This window comes from Microbacterium sp. M4A5_1d, assembly GCF_053345465.1.
In genome coordinates this window covers 1,242,558-1,261,273 of record NZ_JBKFAD010000001.1, presented here as the reverse complement: position 1 = coordinate 1,261,273, position 18,716 = coordinate 1,242,558, and the positions used below count along the sequence as shown (strand labels likewise).

Here is an 18,716-nt window from a genome sequence, read left to right as displayed (position 1 = left end):
CGTGAACGTCGGAGACGATCGATGACGCCGTGTAACGTGCCCCGCGTGACGACGGAACCACACGACGGCTGGACTCGGCGGTACGGTTCGCCCGCTCCCGAGGGCCTCCCGCGCAACGATGTGCTCGATCTGCTCTACCGTCACCGTTCCGTGCGGCGATTCGGGCCCGGCGAGATCGACGATGCGGCGCTGACCGCGATCATCGCCGCTGCCCAGTCGGCCTCGACGAGCTCGAACCTGCAGGCGTGGTCGGTGATCGAGGTGCGCGACCCCGACCGACGCGATGCGCTCGCACGACTCGCGGGCGACCAGGACTTCATCCGCCGGGGCGGCGTCTTTCTCGTCTTCGTCGCCGACTGGGCGCGGGCGCGCGAGCTCGCGCATCGCGCGGGGGAACCGTCGGATGCCGTGGAGTACATCGAGAGCACGATCGTCGGCTTCATCGACGCGGCGCTGGCCGCCCAGAACGCGGTGATCGCCGCCGAGTCGCTGGGCCTGGGCGCCGTCTACGTCGGGGCGGTCCGGAACCATCCCGAGCAGATCGCCGACCTGCTCGAGCTTCCCGACGGGGCCTTCCCGGCGTTCGGCGTCGTCCTCGGCCACCCCGACCCGCACGACCGGGCGGGGGTGAAGCCCCGGTTGCCGCAGCGGGTCGTCCGTCACCGCGAGACCTACCGTCTGCCGGACGACGCCGAGATCGCCGCATACGAGGACGCCGTCACGGGGTACTACCGCACGCAGGGCGAGCCGCGGGGCTGGCTCCGCACCGCGATCGCCCGGGTGCGGGATGCCGCGAGCCTGCACGGGCGCCACACGATGCGCCGCTCGCTCGAACGCCGCGGTCTGTCGTCGCGCTGAGCCCGACAGTCGGAGCCCTCGACAGCGGCGTGGCCCTGGCTTAGGGTGGACGCGTGCAGACCTGTCGTTGTTGTCGCTGAGCGCCGCCGCGCTCACCTCAGACGACCCCGACAGCACCCGCGCCTCTGAGCGCGCGGACACCGTGAGGAAACCCTCGTGCGCTATGCAGAGAACATCGCCGATCTCGTCGGCAACACCCCGCTCGTTCGTCTGACCCGCGTCGCCGCCTCGACGCGCGCGACCGTGCTCGCCAAGGTCGAGTACTTCAACCCGGGCAGTTCGGCGAAGGACCGCATCGCCGCGAGGATCATCGAGGCCGCCGAGCGCGACGGATTGCTGCGCCCGGGCGGCACGATCGTCGAGCCCACGAGCGGCAACACCGGTGTCGGACTCGCCCTCGTCGCGCAGCAGCGGGGCTACCGGATGGTCTTCGTCGTGCCCGACAAGTTCGCCGGCGAGAAGGTGGCCGTGCTGAAGGCGTACGGCGCCGAGGTCGTGATGACCCCCGCGAGCGTCCCGCCCGAGCATCCGGACTCGTACTACAGCGTCTCGGACCGGCTCGCGCGCGAGATCCCCGGCGCGTTCAAGCCGAACCAGTTCGCCAACGCCGCCGGACCGCGGGCTCACTACGACACGACCGGACCCGAGATCTGGCGTGACACGGTGGGACGCGTGACGCACTTCGTCGCTGGGGTCGGCACCGGCGGCACGATCACCGGGACGGGGCGTTACCTGCGCGAAGCCTCCGGCGGCGCGGTCACGATCGTCGGCGCCGATCCGGATGGATCCATCTACAGCGGCGAGGTGGGGCGGTACCTCGTCGAGGGCGTCGGCGAGGACTTCTGGCCGGAGACCTTCGACCCCTCGGTGGTCGACCGGTACGAGCGCGTCGGCGACCGGGAATCGTTCGCGATGACCCGACGCCTGGCGCGCGAAGAGGGACTGCTGGTCGGCGGTTCGTCGGGCATGGCGGTCGTCGCCGCCCTGCGGACGGCACGCGACCTCGGACCCGACGACGTCGTCGTGGTCGTGCTTCCCGACCATGGCCGCGGATACCTCTCGAAGATCTACGACGACGACTGGATGCGGACCCACGGGTTCGCCGACCTCGTCGACGAACCCGACCACGGCATCCCCGATCCCCGCACGACCCACGACACCAGGAGCGACGCATGAGCACGCACGATTCCGCCCGCGGCCTCGCCAGCCTCGCCGTCCACGCCGGCCAGCAGTTCGACCCCACCACCGGGGCCGTCATCCCGCCGGTGCACTTCTCGACCACCTTCGCTCAGGACGGCATCGGCGGCCTCCGCGGCGGGTATGAGTACGGCCGCTCGGGCAACCCGACCCGGACGGCGCTCCAGGTGCAGCTCGCGGCGCTCGAAGGCGGCGCGCACGGCTTCTCGTTCGCGTCGGGCCTCGCGGCCGAGGACGTGCTGCTGCGTGCCGCGCTGACGCCCGGCGACGAGGTGCTGCTCGGCAACGACGTCTACGGAGGCACCCATCGCCTCATCGCCCGTGTCTTGGCGCCCTGGGGGGTCGAGCTGCGTGTCGTCGACATGAGCGACCTCGACGCCGTGCGGGCCGCGGTCGCCGAGCGTGCGCCCCGTGTGCTGTGGGTGGAGACGCCGTCCAACCCCCTGCTGCGGATCACCGACATCGCCGGGCTCGCGACGATCGGACACGAGGCCGGATCGCTGGTCGTCGTCGACAACACCTTCGCGACCCCCGCGCTTCAGCGTCCGCTCGAGCTCGGGGCCGACGTCGTCGTGCACTCCACGACGAAGTACCTCGGCGGACACTCGGATGTCGTCGGCGGTGCGCTCGTGCTCGATGACGACGCGCTCGCCGAGAAGATCGGCTTCCTGCAGTACGCCGCCGGTGCGGTGTCGGGACCGATGGATGCCTGGCTCACGACGCGCGGCATCAAGACGCTCGATGTCCGCATGCAGCGTCACAGTGAGAACGCCGGGGCCATCGCCGCGTTCCTCGAGGGGCACGAGCGTGTCGCCCGCGTGTTCTACCCCGGGCTCGCCTCTCACCCGGGGCACGAGCTCGCCGCGTCGCAGATGACCCGTTTCGGGGGCATGCTCTCGCTCGCGCTCGAGTCCGGCGAGGCGGCGCGTCGCTTCGCGGAGTCCACGCGGCTGTTCCAGCTCGCCGAGTCGCTCGGCGGGGTCGAGTCGCTCGTGAACTACCCCGATGCGATGACCCACGCCTCGGTCCGCGGCACGGAGGCCGCCGTGCCGGTCGAGGTCGTGCGGCTGTCGGTGGGCATCGAGTCGGTGGACGATCTGCTCGCCGACGTGGAGCAGGCGCTGCGCTGACGTCCGGGCGCCGGCGAACCGCTCAGCGCCGGAACAGCCGCCGACGGCGTCGAGGCTCGACCGGGGGAGCGGCGGATGCCGCGGCGGCGGCATCCGCGCGACGCTGACGCCAGGCCGCGACCTCGGTCTCGACGTCGCGCGTCGGCGTCACCACCGGTGGGCCGCCCTGCAGCTGCCGGCGGGCCTCGACGACGCGCCGGTTGAAGTCGGCGACGTACTCGCGCACATCGTCCTCGCGGGTGAGCGCGTCGACGCGGGCATCGAACTCGGCGTGCTCGATCCGCAGGGTCAGCGCCGGCGGACCGAGGCCGGTGAGCTGCTCCTCGCGGATCTTCCGTTTGATCCACCAGTCGGGGTCATGGTGCGGGCCGAGGTCGGCGATCGGCTTGCCGGCTCCCGGCAGGTCGTCGAAGTCGCCGCGGCGGATGGCCTGCTGGATCGCCGTCTCGATGTAGGCGGCTCGTTCGCGCGCGCCGGGCGCGGGCGTCTCCGGCGGCGGGGATGCGGGGGAATCGTCGCTCATGTCGTTCTCCGCCTCCAGGGTACGTGCCGGTGCGCGGGCGTCGCCGTTCTCGCGAGACAATGGGGTAATGCCGTTTTCGCCCGAACCGACTCCCGACAGTTCCGGCCGGTGGCGGCGTGAGGCGGGCGAGCTGGGCCGCAGCCTGACGCGATTCGGGCCGTCGCCGGGGCCACGCTGGCATCTGGGGCTGCAGGCCGCGCTGGCGATGGCGGCGCCGGTCATCGTGCTCTCGGCGCTGGGGCTCGAGAGCATCGCGCTGCTCGCGGCGACCGGAGCGTTCGCGACGCTCTACGGTGGGCGTCTGTCGCCGCTCGAGCGCCTGCGCTTCGTCCCGATCGTCGCGGCGGTGCTGTGGTCGTGCGCGGCGGTCGGGGTCTCGGCGGCGGCCATCGGTCCCGTCGCGGTGGCCGTCGGCCTCATCGTGGTCGCCGTCGCGGCATCCGTTCTGGTCTTCGGGCGCTCGGTGGGGCCGCCGGGCCCGCTGTTCGCCGTGCTCATCTACGGGCTGTCGGCCCACGTCACCGCGCCGCAGTCATCGCACGCGGTGAACCCGGCGCTGTACCTCGGTATCCTCGCGGCGTCGCTCCTGTTCGGATGGCTGGTCACGGCGGCCCCACTCGTGCGGCGCGCGCACCGCGGCACGCAGCCTCGCGCGCTGCGCTCTCTCTTCCCCGCCGCCTGGGGTGGGGCGACGACGCGGACACTCGTCACGCGCACGGCGGCGGTGGCGGTCGTCGGCACGGCGATCGCGCTCCTCGTCGATCCCGAGCGCGCCTATTGGATCGTCGGGGCGGGGATCGCCGTGCTCGGGGTCAGCACGAGTCGGCGCGTCGCGCTGTCGCGCGGCATCCACCGGGCGCTCGGCACCGCGGCTGGTGCGGCGGTGTTCCTCGCGATCAGCGTCGTGCCGCTCGGCGGCGTCGTGCTCGGCATCGTGCTCGGCGCACTGCAGTTCGTCATCGAGCTCGTCGTCGTGCGTCATTACGCGCTCGCGCTCGTCTTCATCACGCCGCTCGTGCTGCTCATCCTGAGCGCGGCGGGCGCGGGCGGTGCGGAACTCGCGGCAGAGCGCGTCGTCGACACCGCGGTGGGCGTCGGGCTCGGCATCCTCAGCAGCCTGATCGTGGTGGGGCCGCGGCGATAGGCCGTTCGATACCCGGTATGCATATACTCGCAAACTACATACCCGGTATGCGAAAGGATGATCGTGTCGGTTCGACTCAGCCTTCTGGCGATCCTCGATCAAGGCCCCTGCTACGGCTATCAGCTGCGGGCGGAGTTCGACCGTCGGACCGGGTCGACGTGGCCGCTGAACGTCGGCCAGATCTACAACACCCTCGACCGGCTCGAGCGGGACGGGCTCGTCGAGAAGGGGTCGGTCGATGGGCAGGGCCACGTCTACTGGCAGATCACGGATGACGGTCGCGCCGAGGTCGCGTCATGGTTGGGCTCGCCCGTCGAACGGCCGGCGGGCACACGGGATGAGCTCGCGATCAAGCTCGCGGTCGCGGCGACCCTCCCCGGAGTCGACGTCGGCGAGGTGATCGCGGCGCAGCGTCGCTCCTCGCTCGCGCGGCTGCAGGAGCTCCGCACTTCCGAGTACGCCGGCGCGAACCCCGAGGGCCCCGAGGAGCTCGCCTGGTCGCTCGTGGTCGATTCCATGGTCTTCGCGGCCGAGGCCGAGGTGCGGTGGCTCGACCACGCCGAGCATCGCCTCGCGCAGCATCCGGGACGCGCCATGGCGATCGAGCTGTCGACCGACAAGCCCAAGCGCGGGCGCCCGGTCAAAGCCTGAGCCGGATCGACCGCTCTCAGGCGACTGCCAGGAAACCGCCGCGATCCGCATGAGGGCGCGGATCGCAGGCGGCCCGAACGGGGGCGGATGCGCGGTTTTCGCTCGAGGTGTCCAATCCGCATCCGGGGGTCGTCCCGGATAGCCCCACGTGCCGCAATCCAGCGCACGTGACGGAAGGAAGAGACATGCGTACGAACCTGAAGCGAGCAGCAATCTTCGGCACGGCGGGCCTGGGTGCCGCCGCGATCGCCACCGCCGGATTCGCCCTGCCCGCGTCGGCTGACGACACCACCGCAGTCGACTCGTCCACCACCGACACGACCACCACCACCACGGATGTCGCATCGTCGTTCGATGCGCTGTCGACGTGGATCGACGGCGTCCTCGAGGCCAACGGCAACGGCGTGGGCGAGAACGCGAACGTCGGCAACCTCGGGCTCGAGGGCGGCCTCGTCAACGGCCCGCTGATCAGCGACGTCGGCAACGGCGCGCTTCTTTCGGGCAACGACACCCCGATCGCCTCGGGCAACGACACCGCCGTGGACGCCCCGGTCGACGCCCCCATCGTCTCGGGCAACGAGACCGGCAACGGCAACGAGACCGGTAACGGCAACGAGGTCGGCAACGGCAACCAGACCGACACCGACCTCGGCAACGGCACGGACGTCGGCACCGGCGACGTCAGCACCGGCGAGGTCAGCACGGGCGACGTCACGAGCGGAATCGGCAGCACCGTCGACAACCTCGTCGGCGGCATCACCTCGGATGTGACCTCCGACGTCGACGACCTCGTCGGCGGCATCCTCGGCGACCGCTGATCCACCGGATCCGGTCCGACCGAGAGGTCTCGAAGGGCGGCACGCGGCTTCGGCCGGTGCCGCCCTTCGGCGTGCCCGCTAGCCTGGCGCAGTGAGCGAAGCGATGTCCGGGCGGGCGCGAGTGGGCGTGCGGGATGTCGCCGCCGCCGCGGGGGTGTCGACGCAGACGGTCTCGCGTGTCATCAACGACCACCCCCACATCCGGCCCGAGACGCGGGAGCGCGTGATCACAGCGATGGCCGAGCTCGGCTACCGCGTCAACAACGCGGCCCGTGCCCTCGGGACCGCGACGACGCGCACGATCGGGGTGATCGCCTCCGACACCGACCTCTACGGCCCCGCGGCGGGCATCGGCGCCCTCGAACGTGCCGCGCGCGCGGCGGGCCAGTGGATCGCCACGGCCTACGCCGACGGCTCCGACGCAGGGAGCGTGACCGCTGCCGCCGATCACCTGCTCGCCCAGGGGGTGGACGGGATCGTCGTCGTGGCGCCGCATACCGCCGCCCTCGAGACTCTTGCTGCGGCATCCCTCGGAGTTCCCGTCGTGCCGCTGCATGCACGAGTGGATGCCGCGGGGGAGCGAGCGAGCGGGGGCGGCGACCGCGGCGCCGAGGGAGCGGCGCTCGCCGTCGATCACCTGCTGGACGCCGGGCACCGCCGCATCGCTCAGCTGTCGGGCCCCGCTGCCTGGCTCGAGGCCGTCGCGCGCGACACCGGCGCCGAGTCTGCGCTCGCGCGCCGGGGACTGCAGCTCGCTGGTCGATGGCGCGGCGACTGGTCCGCCGGCTCGGGTGCAGCCATCGCTTCCCGCATCGCCGCCGCCGTCGGCGAGGCGGTCGGGCCGACCGCGATCGTCGTCGCGAACGATCAGATGGCGCTCGGCCTCATCTCCGGGCTGGCCCGCCTCGGGGTGGATGTGCCCGCGGACGTCAGCGTGGTCGGTTTCGACGACCATCCCGACGCCGCGTTCTACCGACCCGCCCTCACCACGGTGCGTCTCGACATCGCGGGGGAGGCGCGGCGGTGCGTGCGCATCCTGCTGGGCGACGATACACCCGCCGAACCCACGTCGCCCCGGCTCGTCGTGCGCGACTCCACTCGCCGGGTCTGAGGTTCGTCGATCCGTCCCCGCCGATACTCGCGTCGACGCTGTGTTACCGGTAACATGATCCCACCGCGGCACGACCAATGGAGGCATCCGTGACCCACACCGCCACGCGCGACCGATCGGCAGAGCGCGACGACATCCTCGCCGGTCGCACGAGCCTGGGCATCGAGTTCGGTTCGACGCGCATCAAGGCGTGCCTCATCGGCTCGGACCCCACGCAGGTGCTCGCGACCGGTTCGCACGCGTGGGAGAACCGCTTCGAAGAGCGGCGCTGGACGTATTCCCTCGACGACGTCTGGTCGGGTCTCCAGGCGGCCTACGCCGACCTGGCGTCTGCGGTCGATTCGGAGTACGGCGTCGTGCCCGCGACCTTCGGTGCCATCGGCGTCTCGGCCATGATGCACGGCTACCTCGCGTTCGACGCCGACGACGAGCTGCTCGTGCCGTTCCGGACGTGGCGCAACACGAGCACGGGCCCGGCCGCGGCCGAGCTCACCGAGCTGCTCGGCATCAACATCCCGCTGCGGTGGTCGGTCGCCCACCTGCACCAAGCGGTGCTCGACGGCGAGGCGCACGTCGCCGACATCCGTCACGTGACCACCCTCGCCGGGTACGTGCACGCGAGCCTCACCGGCGAGAAGGTTCTCGGAGTCGGTGATGCATCGGGGATGTTCCCGATCGACCCGGTGACGCGCGACTACGACCAGCGCCGCGTCGACCTCTTCGACGCGCACAGCGCCGGGCGACTCCCCGCGAACCTCCGTGCTCTGCTGCCCGAGGTCCGCGTGGCGGGTCAGGTCGCCGGCTCGCTGACCGCGGCTGGTGCCGCGCTGCTCGATCCGTCGGGAGCGCTGCGGCCCGGCATCCCGTTCTGCCCGCCCGAGGGCGATGCGGGCACCGGCATGGTCGCCACCGAGGCCGTCGCGCCCCGCACCGGCAACGTCAGCGCCGGCACGAGCATCTTCGCGATGGTCGTGCTCGAGCGGCCGCTGCAGTCCACGCATCACGAGATCGACGTGGTCACGACGCCCGCGGGCGATCTCGTCGCGATGGTCCACTGCAACAACGGAGCAAGCGAGCTCGCGGCCTGGGTGGGGATGTTCGAGCGATTCGCCGCGGTGTCGGGATCGGCGCTCGACGCGGACGCCGTGTACGACACGCTGTTCCGTGAAGCGCTGTCGGGAGACGCGGATGCCGGCGGCCTGCTGGCGTACAACCACCTCGCGGGCGAGCCGATCGCCGGCACCGAGGAGGGCCGTCCGCTCTTCGTGCGCACCCCCGATAGCCGGTTCACGCTCGCCAACGCGATCCGGGCGCAGCTCTACGGCGTGTTCGGCACGCTCGCGCTCGGCATGCGCGTGCTCGACCGGGAGGGGGTGCAGCTCGACCGGATGTTCGCCCATGGCGGCGTGTTCCGCACCGCCGGAGTCGCCCAGCGGTTCCTCGCGGCGGCCCTCGGCGCCCCGGTCGCCGTCGGTGACACCGCCTCGGAGGGCGGAGCCTGGGGCATCGCCGTCCTCGCCGACTACCTCGTCCACGGCGACGGTCTCGATCTCGACGCCTATCTCCGCGAGCGCGTGTTCGCGTCGGCGTCGATCGACGTCGCCGAGCCCGACGAGGCGGATGCCGCCGGCTTCGCCGCCTACCTCGACCGTTACGACGCGGGGCTCGCCGTCGAGCGCGCCGCCGTCGCCGCCCTCTCCTGACCCGTCCGACATCACCGGAAGAAGAACAATGACCCTCTCCACCTCTCTCGAGCAGTACACCGTCTGGTTCGTGACGGGCAGCCAGAACCTCTACGGCGAGGAAACCCTGCGCCAGGTCGCCGAGCAGTCGCAGCAGGTCGTCGACGGCCTCGCCGGGCTGCCGGTGCGCGTCGAATGGAAGCCGGTGCTCAAGGACTCCGAGTCGATTCGCCGACTTGCGCTCGACGCCAACGCCGACGACTCGGTGATCGGCGTCATCGCGTGGATGCACACCTTCAGCCCGGCCAAGATGTGGATCACGGGCCTCGACGCTCTTCGCAAGCCGCTGCTGCACCTGCACACGCAGGCCAACGTCGAGCTGCCCTGGGCCGACATCGACTTCGACTTCATGAACCTCAACCAGGCCGCTCACGGCGACCGCGAGTTCGGCTACATCCAGACCCGCCTCGGCGTCTCGCGCAAGACCGTCGTCGGCCACGTCTCGAACCCCGAGGTCACGCGCCAGATCGAGGACTGGCAGCGAGCCGCGGCCGGCTGGCAGGCCGCCCGTACGCTCAAGCTCGCGCGCTTCGGCGACAACATGCGCTACGTCGCCGTCACGGAGGGCGACAAGACCGAGGCCGAGCTGCAGTTCGGCGTCCAGGTCAACACGTGGGGCGTGAACGAGCTGGCGGATGCCGTCGCCGCGGCCTCCGACGCCGACATCGACGCGCTCGTCGAGGTGTACCTCGCGCAGTACGACGTCGCCGAGGAACTTCTTCCCGGGGCCGAGCGTCACCAGTCGCTGCGCGACGGCGCGGCGATCGAGATCGGGCTGCGTTCGTTCCTCGAGGCGGGCGGGTTCGGCGCCTTCACGACGTCGTTCGAAGACCTCGGCGCGCTCAAGCAGCTTCCCGGGCTCGCCGTCCAGCGCCTCATGGCCGAGGGGTACGGCTTCGGCGCCGAGGGCGACTGGAAGACCGCGATCCTCGTGCGCGTCGCCAACGTCATGGGTTCGGGCCTGCCCGGCGGGGCGAGCCTCATGGAGGACTACACCTACGACCTCGTTCCCGGTTCGGAGCGCATCCTCGGGGCGCACATGCTCGAGGTGTCGCCGTCGCTGACGACCGCCAAGCCGCGTCTGGAGATCCACCCGCTGGGCATCGGCGGCAAGGACGACCCGGTGCGCCTCGTCTTCACCGCCGACCCGGGTCCCGCCCTCGTGGTCGCGATGAGCGACATGCGCGACCGCTTCCGCCTGACGGCGAACGTGGTCGAGAACGTCGAGGCTCCCGACCTGCCGAAGCTGCCCGTGGGCCGGGCGATCTGGAAGCCGGCCCCCGACTTCGCCACGTCGGCCGCGTGCTGGCTCGCCGCCGGTGCCGCCCACCACACCGTCATGACGACGGCCGTCGGTATCGAGGTGTTCCGCGACTTCGCCGAGATCGCCGGCACGGAGCTCGTGGTCATCGACGAGGACACGACGGTGCGAGGATTCCAGAAGGAGCTCCGCTGGAACCAGGCCTACTACCGCCTGGCCCGCGGACTGTGAGCTCCGAGGACCAGAACCGAGAGGGGGCGCCCGTGGCGGCATCCGGAACGTCGTACGTGCTGCGATTCGGCGACGCCGAGGCGATCGTGGCGAGCGTGGGGGCGTCGTTGCGCTCCTTCCAGGTCGCCGGACGCGACCTCGTCGTGCCCTACGGCGAGGACGAGGTGCGCCCGGGATACCGCGGTGCGACGCTCGCACCGTGGCCCAACCGCGTCGTCGACGGTGAGTACGAGGTGGCGGGCACGCGCTACCGCCTCGCGCTCACCGAGCCCGAGCGCCACCACGCGCTGCACGGCCTGGTGGCGTGGCTCGACTTCGAGCCCGTGGTCGTCGGGGCCGATCACGTGACGCTCGGCGCCACGATCGTCGCGCAGACCGCCTACCCGTGGACCGTGCGCATCGAGACGACCTACCGGCTCGGGGCCGACGGCCTGACGCAGACGGTGCGTGCGACGAACGAGAGCGCGGATGCCGCGCCCTTCGGCACCGGCCCGCACCCGTATCTCGTCGCCGGATCGGGGCCGCTGGACGAGTGGACGTTCGAGCTGCCTGCCGACCGTGTGCTCGAGGTCACCCCCGATCGGCTCTCGCCGGTCGGGCTGGCCGACGTCGCGGATGTCGCCGAGTTCGACTTCCGCCAGCCGCGGACGCTGGGCCCCGTCGAGATCGACCACGCGTTCACGGCGCTCTCACGTGCCGAGGACGGCATCGCCGCCGTACGGGTGACCGACCCGTCGGGGACCGGTGTCGCGATCTCGTGGGATGCCCTGTGCCCGTGGGTCCAGGTTCACACCGCGGACCTCCCCGGCGGGCCGGCTCAGCCGGGGCACCGCGCGGGTCTGGCCGTCGAGCCCATGACGTGCGCGCCGGATGCCTTCAACGCCTCACGGTACGACTACGACGCGGGGCTCGTCTTCATCGAGCCGGCCGGCACGGTCGAGGCCTCCTGGCGCATCAGCGCGATCTGACCGGATCCGAGCTGTGCGAGCCGCCGAGCGGCGGCTGGATCAGTGGCTGTGCTCGGTGGAGAAGAGCGGGTGATCGGAGTGGCTCGGGGCGGCCCGGCCGGCTTCCGTCGCGCCCAGCGCAGGCGTGACGAGCCCGGCGACGATGACGCAGCCTGCGACGAGTCCGATGACGCTCGTCCGCGGGGCGACGCGGGCGTCGGCAGGGGAGGTGCCGGCGGACGCAGAGCGCGCCCGGCGCACGACGGCCGCCGCGGCCACGCCGTACGCCACGTGGAGAAGCGCGGTCACGCCGACGGCGTGCACGCTGATCCGCATCGGGTCCGCTGCGAGAGCGAGCCCCGATACGACCGTGCCGACGACGGCGATGGCCATCGCGACGCGGGGAGCGACGAGGCGGCCGCGGGTCAGGGCGGCGACGCCCCAACCGAGAGCGGCCGCCCCGACGACGGCCGCGAGGACACCGACGCCGCGGTCAGCGACGCCGGTGCCCTGCGTGATCATGCCCGCGCCCACGCCGAGCTGAAGCAGGCCAGCCCCCCACGCGGCGAGCGTGGGCCAGGAGCGGGTGAGCGCGGCGGTGTTCATCAGGCGACGGCGTGGCGACGGTTGTCGACGGCGCGGTCGGTGCCGAGGCCGACACCCAGCAGCACGAGGGCGCTGGCGAGGTGGAGGAAGTGGTCGGCGGTGTTCAGGGCGAGCACGTTCGCAGCGCTGTCCTGGATGAAGAAGCCGACGATGCCGAGCAGCAGGTAGGCCGCTCCGACGGTGACGTTGACGCCCTTCGCGGCGCGGACGCCCGAGAGGCCGCCGATGAGCAGCGCGGCACCGATCAGGAGGTGCGCGATGTTGTGCAGCGGGTTGACCTCGAAGATGCCGAGCAGCAGGCCACCCTCGGTGGCGATGAAGTCGACGCCCGCGGTCACGGTGAAGCCGAGGAGGCCGACGAGGATGTAGACGGCGCCGAAGATGATCGCCACGAGGCGGTTCGGTGATGTACGCATGAGGGTTCCCTCCCATTGGGCGACGGATGTCGCGGTGCTGCGGTTGTTCGGTGACAGTGGCAGATCGGTTTGCCTCTGACGGAGCCCGGGGCGTCCGATCTTGTGTGAGTCGTCGATATCGATGGGGAGTAATGCCCAGGCCGTGACGCGAGGCTACGGTCAGCGATCTCACGGCTCACAGGCCTTGTGCGCCCTTATCGGGCGGTGGTATGGAGGAGCGTGCGATTCGAGACCACGCTGTCCCAGTTCGGCAACAACACCGGCATCGAGGTGCCGTTCTCGGTGCTGGATGCCCTCGGCGGCGGCCGTCGCCCGGCGGTCTCGGTCACGGTCAACGGGTTCGCTTTCCGCAGCACGGTGGGGTCGATGCGGGGTCTCGCCCTCATCCCCTTCTCAGCGGAGCGACGGCGCGAGAGCGGGCTTGCGGGAGGCGACCGGATCGTCGTCGACATCGAGCTCGACGACGCGCCGCGCGAGGTCGAGGTGCCGGCCGATCTCGCCACCGCCCTGACGGATGCCGGGGCGAGTGAGGAGTTCGCCGCGCTGTCGCCGAGTGCGCGCAAGGCGCACGTCGTGAACATCGAGTCCGCGAAGGCGCCCGAGACGCGCGCGCGGCGGATCGCGGCGGTCGTCGCCAAGCTCGGCTGACACGCGCGCCCCGTAGGATTGGGGTGAGGTGAGGAGGGGCAGCGTTGGCCACCCGTCAAGCGCGTACCAAGAGCTCGGAGATCGTCGCCGAAGGTTTGTACATCGCCTCCGCGGCGACCCGCCTTGCGCTCAAGAACGCCATCCTCGTCGACATCCTCGCCGATGGGCGCGACTTCGAGGCCGATCGTTTCCTCGACGACGCGCGTGACGCGCTGATCTCGCTCGCCGAGGAGGCCGAGGCCGACGCCGAACGCACCCACCGTGAACGCAAGGCGGCGAGCGGCCGCTACAGCGATTCGAGCGGAACGCACGACTATCGCAGCCGTGATGTGTCGAACCTGCGGCGACGGCGGAAGCAGTCGCTGCGGATCGCGAAGGAGCTGCGCGAGCGCGCCGCCGACGAGGCCGAGCTGCGCAAGCTCATCGCCGACGCGCGCGAGGCCGCGTGGGGCGAGGTGGCCGGAAACATCGATCGCACGCTGCGGATCGAGGCGGCGCGGCCCGATCTCGAGCCCGACTACGAGCGCATGCGCACGGCCCGCATGCAGGCCCTGCGGATGGTCGATCTGCCGCGCCTGCGCTCGCAGCGGCGCAATGCTCAGCGCCAGGCGGTCGAGCGCGACGAGGCCGTGGATTCCGCGGTCGCGCCGGTGATCGATTAGCCACTCCGCGCTCGATTCGCTCTTTGCGCGAGAGCGGGCTATGCTTGACGACGGCCCGGGAGAGATTCCGGGACATGCGCCCGTAGCTCAATGGATAGAGCATCTGACTACGGATCAGAAGGTTAGGGGTTCGAGTCCCTTCGGGCGCACACTGTGTTGAGACAGTGAACGAGAAGCCTCCGCTCTGCGGGGGCTTCTTTGTTTTCCTGGCTGCTCCCGCCGACTTTGTTGCGTCGCTATACATTCTCGGCGGGTATCGCGTAGCGTGGGTTCGTGACCGAACGGAACTGGGCCGGAACGCACACCTTCGCCGCCGAAGCCGTGCTGACACCGACGACGATCGCCGAGGCGCAGCGGTTCGTCGCCTCACACGACCGCATCCGGACGCTGGGAACGCGGCATTCCTTCAACGATCTGGCCGATACTCCCGGCACCCTTCTCGACCTGACGGCGATCGCGCCCGACATCGAGGTCGACGACACGGCCCGCACGGTGACAGTGGGGGCCGGCACGCGCTACGCCGTGGTCGCGCGACACCTCGCCGATCACGGCTGGGCGCTGCACAACATGGGGTCGCTGCCCCACATCTCCGTCGGAGGTGCGACGGCGACGTCGACGCACGGCTCGGGGGATCGCAACGGATCCCTCGCCACCGCCGTGCGAGCGCTTGAGTTCATCGGCCCGGGCGGCGAGCTCCGCACGGTCTCCGCGGGCGACGCCGACTTCGCCGGCAGTGTGGTCCACCTCGGCGCCCTCGGGCCGGTCGTCCGGCTGACGCTCGCGATCGAGCCGACGTATCAGGTGAGGCAGGACACCTACGCCGGCCTGACGTGGGATGACCTCTTCGAGCGATTCGACGAGGTGACGGCAGCCGGTTACAGCGTCAGTGTCTTCACACGCTGGAACACGCCCGACGTCGGCGAGGTATGGGTCAAGGAGCGCCTCGACGACACCGCGGCTCCCGACATGCCGGAACGAGTGCTGAGCGCACGCCGGGTGACGGCGAAGGCGGACTCGCCGGCGGCCGACGGGGTCGACAACACGACCGAGCAGGGCGGCGTCCCGGGCGACTGGTGCGAGCGTCTGCCTCATTTCCGCATCGATGCGACGCCGTCCAACGGCGACGAGATCCAGACGGAGTACTGGGTCGACCGGGCTGTCGCCGTCGACGCCATCGCCGCCGTCCGCTCGATCGCCGACCGGGTAGAGCCCGCCCTCCTCGTCACGGAGCTGCGCACCGTCGCCGCCGATGACCTCTGGCTCTCTCCCGGGTTCGGACGTGACAGCGTGTGCATCCATTTCACCTGGAAGAACGAGCCGGATGCCGTGCGCACGGCCATCTCGCACGTGGAGCGGGCGCTCGCCCCCTTCGATCCGCGCCCGCACTGGGGCAAGGTCTTCTCGATGCCCATCAGCGGATCGCTGCCGCACCTGGATGACTTCCGGGAGCTCGTGGCGCGCGTCGACCCGACGGGGAAGTTCTCGGGCCCCTACCTCGAGCGGGTACTGGGCATCCCCGCGCGCTGAGGAGCCCCGCGGCTCAGGTGAAGGGTCGCGAGGCGTCGATGATGCGGCTGAGGTCGACGGCGGTCCGCGTCCACGGTGAGATGCGCCCGTCGTTGCGGGCGGGAACCGTCTCGACGACGCGGGCGAGCGCCTTCTCGGCATCCTCGACCGTGGTCGCGGCGGCGGGGTCGCCCAGAGGGCGAGCCACGGCTCGGGCGGTCGCACGGACAGCCTCGGCGAGTGCGGCACGCGGGGGCGCGGCATCCGGTGTGAGGGGCAGCCCGTCGATGCCGTCGGCCAGCTCGATCGTCTGGCGGACGGTGTTCTCGAGGGCGCGCAATCGGCGGTTGTTCTCCGTCTCGATGCCCCGTCGGCGACGGGCGAGCGGATGCGCTTTGCGGCTGCGTGCGGCCTCGCGGACGTCGGTCGACACGGCGTCGAGGATCTCCTCGAGATAGCGCTGACCGGCCTCGTCGGCCGGTTCGCCGTCGGCGATCGAGGTCGCGAGCATCTCGAGCCGGTCCGATACGGCGTCGCGCAGCTGCGACAGGCGTGTGGAGGCGCGGCGGAGGTAGAGGGGCGGAATGATGGCGAGATTGACGGCGACGCCGATGACGACGCCGAACGCCATCGTGACGAGGTACGACACCGAGAAGCCGCCCGCGTCGTTCGCCCCGAGCAGCAGTACGAACAGGGCGGCGATGGCGATCCAGTCTCGGCCGGTGCCGAGCGCCCGGATGCCGCCGACGGCGACGCCGACGCCGACGACGATCGCCACACCCACGATGCGGGGGCTGGGGCCCGACACGAACCACAGGCCCACCAGGCCGATCGCGATGCCGATCGCCAGGCCGCCGACCGCCTGCAGGCCGGCCTTGGCCGAGTCGGCGATCGTCGGATACATGCTCACGAGCACGCCGAGCGGAGCGTAGTAGGAGTACTCGTCGTGCGCGAAAGGTACGTACGGCGCGAGATACCAGGCGATCGCAGCGGCGAGGGCCGCCTTGCCGGCGAGCAGCAGACGAGAGAGCGCGAAGGCCTCTCCGCCCGCGGTCCGCGCGGCGGCTTTCAGCGAGACAAGGCGGGGATGGGGTACGGCGGTCATCAATCGCGACGATAGGCGTACAGCGCGCCCGACAGCAGCCCCTTGACGCCGCCGGGCCCGTACGGCAGATGCTGGCGTAGCCTGGGCGAGTGAGCGCTTACGTCTCGGCGTTCGAGCTGTTCTCCATCGGTGTAGGACCCTCGAGCTCCCACACGGTCGGCCCGTTGCGTGCTGCCCGTGCTTTCGTCGTCAGGCTGGAGGCCGCGGGGCGGCTTCCCGAGGTCGCACGGGTCGGCTGCGTGCTGTACGGGTCGCTCGGAGCGACCGGGATCGGGCACGGCACGCCCGACGCCGTGGTCGCAGGGCTACAGGGTCATGCGCCCGAGACCGTCGATCCCGACGTGGTTCGCGGCGCGTGGACCGAATGGGTCGACGGGTCGCCCCTGGTGCTCGCGGGGTGGCACGCGGTGCCGTTCTCGCGGAGCGACGTGACCTTCGAACCGCGGACGCGGCTTCCGGAGCATCCCAACGCGATGACCCTGAGCGCGTGGGACGCCGCGGGCGATCTCGTCGCGTCGGAAACGTATCTCTCGGTCGGGGGCGGCTTCATCCGACGCGCAGGCGAAGCCGCCGAGGCGGGCGGACGGCGCGGAGGTTCGGGCGCTGTCGCCTGGCCGTACCGCTTCAGCACCGCGGCGGAGCTGCTCGAGCTGTGCGAGCGCGAGCAGATGAGCATCGCCGGCCTCGCGCGCCGCAACGAGGAGGCACTCCGGCCGGAGGCCGAGGTCGCTGCCGGCCTCGACGCGATCTGGGATGCCATGGCGGGGTGCGTCGAGGCGGGGCTTCGAGCCGACGGCACCTTGCCGGGGATGCTGCGCGTGCGGCGCCGGGCGGGGGCGATGCGGGCGCAGCTCGAACAGGCGGAGGCGGCGGGTGGGCGTGAGCTGCCGGGGGAGTGGCTCGGTGCTTTCGCGCTCGCCGTCAACGAGGAGAACGCGTCGGGTGGACGCGTGGTCACCGCGCCCACCAACGGTGCCGCAGGAATCCTTCCGGCGGTGGCTATGTACTGGTGGCGGTTCGCGGCGGAGTCGCGGCTCGCGTCGGAGGATCTGGATCGGCGCCGCGGCATCAGGCGGTTCCTGTTGACCGCGACGGCGCTGGGGTCGCTGTTCAAGGCGAACGCGTCCATCTCGGGTGCGGAGGGCGGCTGCCAGGCCGAGGTCGGATCTGCGTGCGCAATGGCTGCGGGAGGCCTGACGGCGGTCATGGGCGGCAACAGCGCGCAGATCGAGAATGCGGCGGAGATCGCGATGGAGCACCACCTCGGGCTCACGTGCGACCCGGTCGGTGGCCTCGTGCAGATCCCGTGCATCGAGCGCAACGCGATCGCGGCGTCGACGGCGGTCACCGCGGCGCGACTCGCGTTGCGGGGTGACGGGCAGCATTACGTGTCGCTGGATGCCGTCGTCGAGACGATGCGCCAGACCGGGATAGACATGTCGCACAAGTACAAGGAGACGAGCGAGGGCGGTCTCGCGGTGAACGTCGTCGAGTGCTGAGAGGCCCTTGCGCGCCCCATCTTCGGGGCGCTGTTCGCCGTGCGCGAACCCTTGGCACTCGATGGGGGAGAGTGCTAATCTGGGTGCAGTTGAGCCCATATGGCTCAACTTTCAGATCTCAACACGAAGCATCAGAGAAGGGAAAGATCGATGGCTACTTATGACCCGTTCCGCGACCTCGACCGCATCGCCTCGAGCCTCTTCGACACGCGCCGTGGCCCCCGTCGCATGCCGATGGACCTCTACCGTGACGGCGACCACTACGTGATGACCGCCGACCTGCCGGGCATCGACCCGGGCTCGGTCGACATCGACGTCGACGGCCAGCTGCTGACCATCCGCGCCGAGCGCACGCTCGCGAGCGGTGACGGAGTGAAGTGGATCACGCGCGAGCGTGAAGCCGCGAGCTTCCTGCGTCAGCTGAACCTCGGCCAGGGCGTCGACACGGAAGGCATCGCCGCGACCTACAACAACGGCGTCCTGACTGTGACCATCCCGGTCAGCGAGAAGGCCAAGCCGCGCAAGGTCGAGGTCACGACCGACGCAGCCGCGCCGGTGGTGCCGATCGAGAACTGATCGCGCAGATCCGCGTTCGCACGACGGGCGGCCGCAGCTCTTTCGGGGGCGGCGGCCGCCCTTTCGCGTATATCCCCCAGCGCCC

General features: G+C 71.1%; 19 protein-coding genes and 1 tRNA gene. 16 read left to right on the top strand and 4 right to left on the bottom strand.

The genetic code is table 11. The features are described 5' to 3' along the window. Positions 1-45: 45 nt before the first annotated feature. From ACLBWJ_RS06110 to ACLBWJ_RS06100, 3 genes are all read left to right on the top strand, one after another. Positions 46-858, top strand: coding sequence for an NADPH-dependent oxidoreductase (locus tag ACLBWJ_RS06110; protein WP_274178405.1), 813 nt, complete (start codon positions 46-48; stop codon positions 856-858). A gap of 156 nt (positions 859-1,014) precedes the next feature. Beyond that, the gene (locus tag ACLBWJ_RS06105) at positions 1,015-2,034 is read left to right on the top strand and encodes a pyridoxal-phosphate dependent enzyme (protein WP_447659894.1); all 1,020 of its coding nucleotides are present in this window, start codon (positions 1,015-1,017) and stop codon (positions 2,032-2,034) included. Next, positions 2,031-3,185: a cystathionine gamma-synthase gene (locus ACLBWJ_RS06100; RefSeq protein WP_447659893.1), complete on the top strand. Its 1,155-nt coding sequence runs from the start codon at positions 2,031-2,033 to the stop codon at positions 3,183-3,185. The genes ACLBWJ_RS06105 and ACLBWJ_RS06100 overlap by 4 nt, the downstream gene beginning before the upstream one ends. 22 nt (positions 3,186-3,207) lie before the next feature. Here ACLBWJ_RS06100 and ACLBWJ_RS06095 read toward each other — a convergent pair whose 3' ends face one another. Continuing rightward, positions 3,208-3,708, bottom strand: coding sequence for a DnaJ family domain-containing protein (locus tag ACLBWJ_RS06095; RefSeq protein WP_282502093.1), 501 nt, complete (start codon positions 3,706-3,708; stop codon positions 3,208-3,210). A gap of 67 nt (positions 3,709-3,775) precedes the next feature. Here ACLBWJ_RS06095 and ACLBWJ_RS06090 point away from each other — a divergent pair, with 67 nt between their 5' ends. The 7 genes from ACLBWJ_RS06090 to ACLBWJ_RS06060 all read left to right on the top strand — a co-directional run bounded on the left by ACLBWJ_RS06090 (position 3,776) and on the right by ACLBWJ_RS06060 (position 11,634). Beyond that, positions 3,776-4,852: an FUSC family protein gene (locus tag ACLBWJ_RS06090; protein WP_447659892.1), complete on the top strand. Its 1,077-nt coding sequence runs from the start codon at positions 3,776-3,778 to the stop codon at positions 4,850-4,852. Positions 4,853-4,915: 63 nt separating this feature from the next. Beyond that, positions 4,916-5,503 carry a PadR family transcriptional regulator gene (locus ACLBWJ_RS06085; protein ID WP_447659891.1) on the top strand — a complete coding sequence of 196 codons (588 nt, stop codon included), beginning with the start codon at positions 4,916-4,918 and terminating at the stop codon, positions 5,501-5,503. Positions 5,504-5,688: 185 nt separating this feature from the next. Continuing rightward, positions 5,689-6,321, top strand: a complete 633-nt coding sequence (locus ACLBWJ_RS06080) for a hypothetical protein (RefSeq protein ID WP_282502096.1) — start codon at positions 5,689-5,691, stop codon at positions 6,319-6,321. Between the two features lie 91 nt (positions 6,322-6,412). Next, positions 6,413-7,432, top strand: coding sequence for a LacI family DNA-binding transcriptional regulator (locus ACLBWJ_RS06075; RefSeq protein WP_447659890.1), 1,020 nt, complete (start codon positions 6,413-6,415; stop codon positions 7,430-7,432). 89 nt (positions 7,433-7,521) lie between these two features. Continuing rightward, positions 7,522-9,135, top strand: coding sequence for a xylulokinase (locus tag ACLBWJ_RS06070; protein WP_447659889.1), 1,614 nt, complete (start codon positions 7,522-7,524; stop codon positions 9,133-9,135). Between the two features lie 28 nt (positions 9,136-9,163). Next, positions 9,164-10,666, top strand: a complete 1,503-nt coding sequence (gene araA, locus ACLBWJ_RS06065; protein WP_112616582.1) for an L-arabinose isomerase — start codon at positions 9,164-9,166, stop codon at positions 10,664-10,666. A gap of 32 nt (positions 10,667-10,698) precedes the next feature. Further along, a complete protein-coding gene (locus ACLBWJ_RS06060; RefSeq protein ID WP_447659888.1) occupies positions 10,699-11,634 on the top strand; it encodes an aldose 1-epimerase family protein in 936 nt (311 codons plus the stop codon). Between the two features lie 39 nt (positions 11,635-11,673). Here ACLBWJ_RS06060 and ACLBWJ_RS06055 read toward each other — a convergent pair whose 3' ends face one another. Together ACLBWJ_RS06055 and ACLBWJ_RS06050 are read right to left on the bottom strand one after the other, a co-directional pair. Further along, complete coding sequence (locus ACLBWJ_RS06055; protein WP_114589210.1) at positions 11,674-12,219, bottom strand: hypothetical protein; 546 nt, start codon at positions 12,217-12,219, stop codon at positions 11,674-11,676. Then, on the bottom strand, positions 12,219-12,635 hold the full coding sequence (locus ACLBWJ_RS06050) for a DUF4383 domain-containing protein (protein WP_112616587.1): 417 nt from the start codon (positions 12,633-12,635) through the stop codon (positions 12,219-12,221). Before ACLBWJ_RS06050 ends, ACLBWJ_RS06055 begins: the two co-directional genes overlap by 1 nt. Before the next feature lie 219 nt (positions 12,636-12,854). Between ACLBWJ_RS06050 and ACLBWJ_RS06045 the strand changes: the two genes are divergently transcribed. The 4 genes from ACLBWJ_RS06045 (at position 12,855) to ACLBWJ_RS06030 (ending at position 15,472) form a co-directional block, all read left to right on the top strand. After that, positions 12,855-13,283 (top strand): YdeI/OmpD-associated family protein, encoded by a 429-nt coding sequence (locus tag ACLBWJ_RS06045; protein ID WP_447659887.1) that lies wholly within the window; start codon positions 12,855-12,857, stop codon positions 13,281-13,283. A 44-nt stretch (positions 13,284-13,327) separates the two neighbouring features. Continuing rightward, on the top strand, positions 13,328-13,945 hold the full coding sequence (locus ACLBWJ_RS06040; RefSeq protein ID WP_269267287.1) for an asparagine synthase: 618 nt from the start codon (positions 13,328-13,330) through the stop codon (positions 13,943-13,945). Positions 13,946-14,021: 76 nt separating this feature from the next. Then, positions 14,022-14,094: transfer RNA gene (locus tag ACLBWJ_RS06035), tRNA-Arg, on the top strand. Positions 14,095-14,218: 124 nt separating this feature from the next. Next, positions 14,219-15,472: an FAD-binding protein gene (locus ACLBWJ_RS06030; RefSeq protein ID WP_274178415.1), complete on the top strand. Its 1,254-nt coding sequence runs from the start codon at positions 14,219-14,221 to the stop codon at positions 15,470-15,472. A 13-nt stretch (positions 15,473-15,485) separates the two neighbouring features. Here the strand turns inward: ACLBWJ_RS06030 and ACLBWJ_RS06025 are convergent, their stop codons facing one another. Then, positions 15,486-16,556, bottom strand: coding sequence for an FUSC family protein (locus ACLBWJ_RS06025; RefSeq protein WP_274178416.1), 1,071 nt, complete (start codon positions 16,554-16,556; stop codon positions 15,486-15,488). Between the two features lie 89 nt (positions 16,557-16,645). Between ACLBWJ_RS06025 and ACLBWJ_RS06020 the strand changes: the two genes are divergently transcribed. Together ACLBWJ_RS06020 and ACLBWJ_RS06015 are read left to right on the top strand one after the other, a co-directional pair. Further along, on the top strand, positions 16,646-18,055 hold the full coding sequence (locus ACLBWJ_RS06020) for an L-serine ammonia-lyase (RefSeq protein ID WP_447659886.1): 1,410 nt from the start codon (positions 16,646-16,648) through the stop codon (positions 18,053-18,055). Between the two features lie 150 nt (positions 18,056-18,205). Then, entirely contained in the window at positions 18,206-18,631 is a 426-nt protein-coding gene (locus ACLBWJ_RS06015) for an Hsp20/alpha crystallin family protein (RefSeq protein WP_064956137.1), read from the top strand. The last annotated feature ends 85 nt before the right edge of the window (positions 18,632-18,716 follow it).

Excerpts from the sequence above, each read along its gene's own strand:
- ACLBWJ_RS06100 (WP_447659893.1), top strand. The coding sequence starts at position 2,031 with ATGAGCACGCACGATTCCGCCCGCGGCCTCGCCAGCCTCGCCGTCCAC.
- ACLBWJ_RS06095 (WP_282502093.1), bottom strand. The coding sequence starts at position 3,708 with ATGAGCGACGATTCCCCCGCATCCCCGCCGCCGGAGACGCCCGCGCCC.
- ACLBWJ_RS06090 (WP_447659892.1), top strand. The coding sequence starts at position 3,776 with ATGCCGTTTTCGCCCGAACCGACTCCCGACAGTTCCGGCCGGTGGCGG.
- ACLBWJ_RS06055 (WP_114589210.1), bottom strand. The coding sequence starts at position 12,219 with ATGAACACCGCCGCGCTCACCCGCTCCTGGCCCACGCTCGCCGCGTGG.
- araA (WP_112616582.1), top strand. The coding sequence starts at position 9,164 with ATGACCCTCTCCACCTCTCTCGAGCAGTACACCGTCTGGTTCGTGACG.
- ACLBWJ_RS06015 (WP_064956137.1), top strand. The coding sequence starts at position 18,206 with ATGGCTACTTATGACCCGTTCCGCGACCTCGACCGCATCGCCTCGAGC.
- ACLBWJ_RS06025 (WP_274178416.1), bottom strand. The coding sequence starts at position 16,556 with ATGACCGCCGTACCCCATCCCCGCCTTGTCTCGCTGAAAGCCGCCGCG.
- ACLBWJ_RS06080 (WP_282502096.1), top strand. The coding sequence starts at position 5,689 with ATGCGTACGAACCTGAAGCGAGCAGCAATCTTCGGCACGGCGGGCCTG.
- ACLBWJ_RS06050 (WP_112616587.1), bottom strand. The coding sequence starts at position 12,635 with ATGCGTACATCACCGAACCGCCTCGTGGCGATCATCTTCGGCGCCGTC.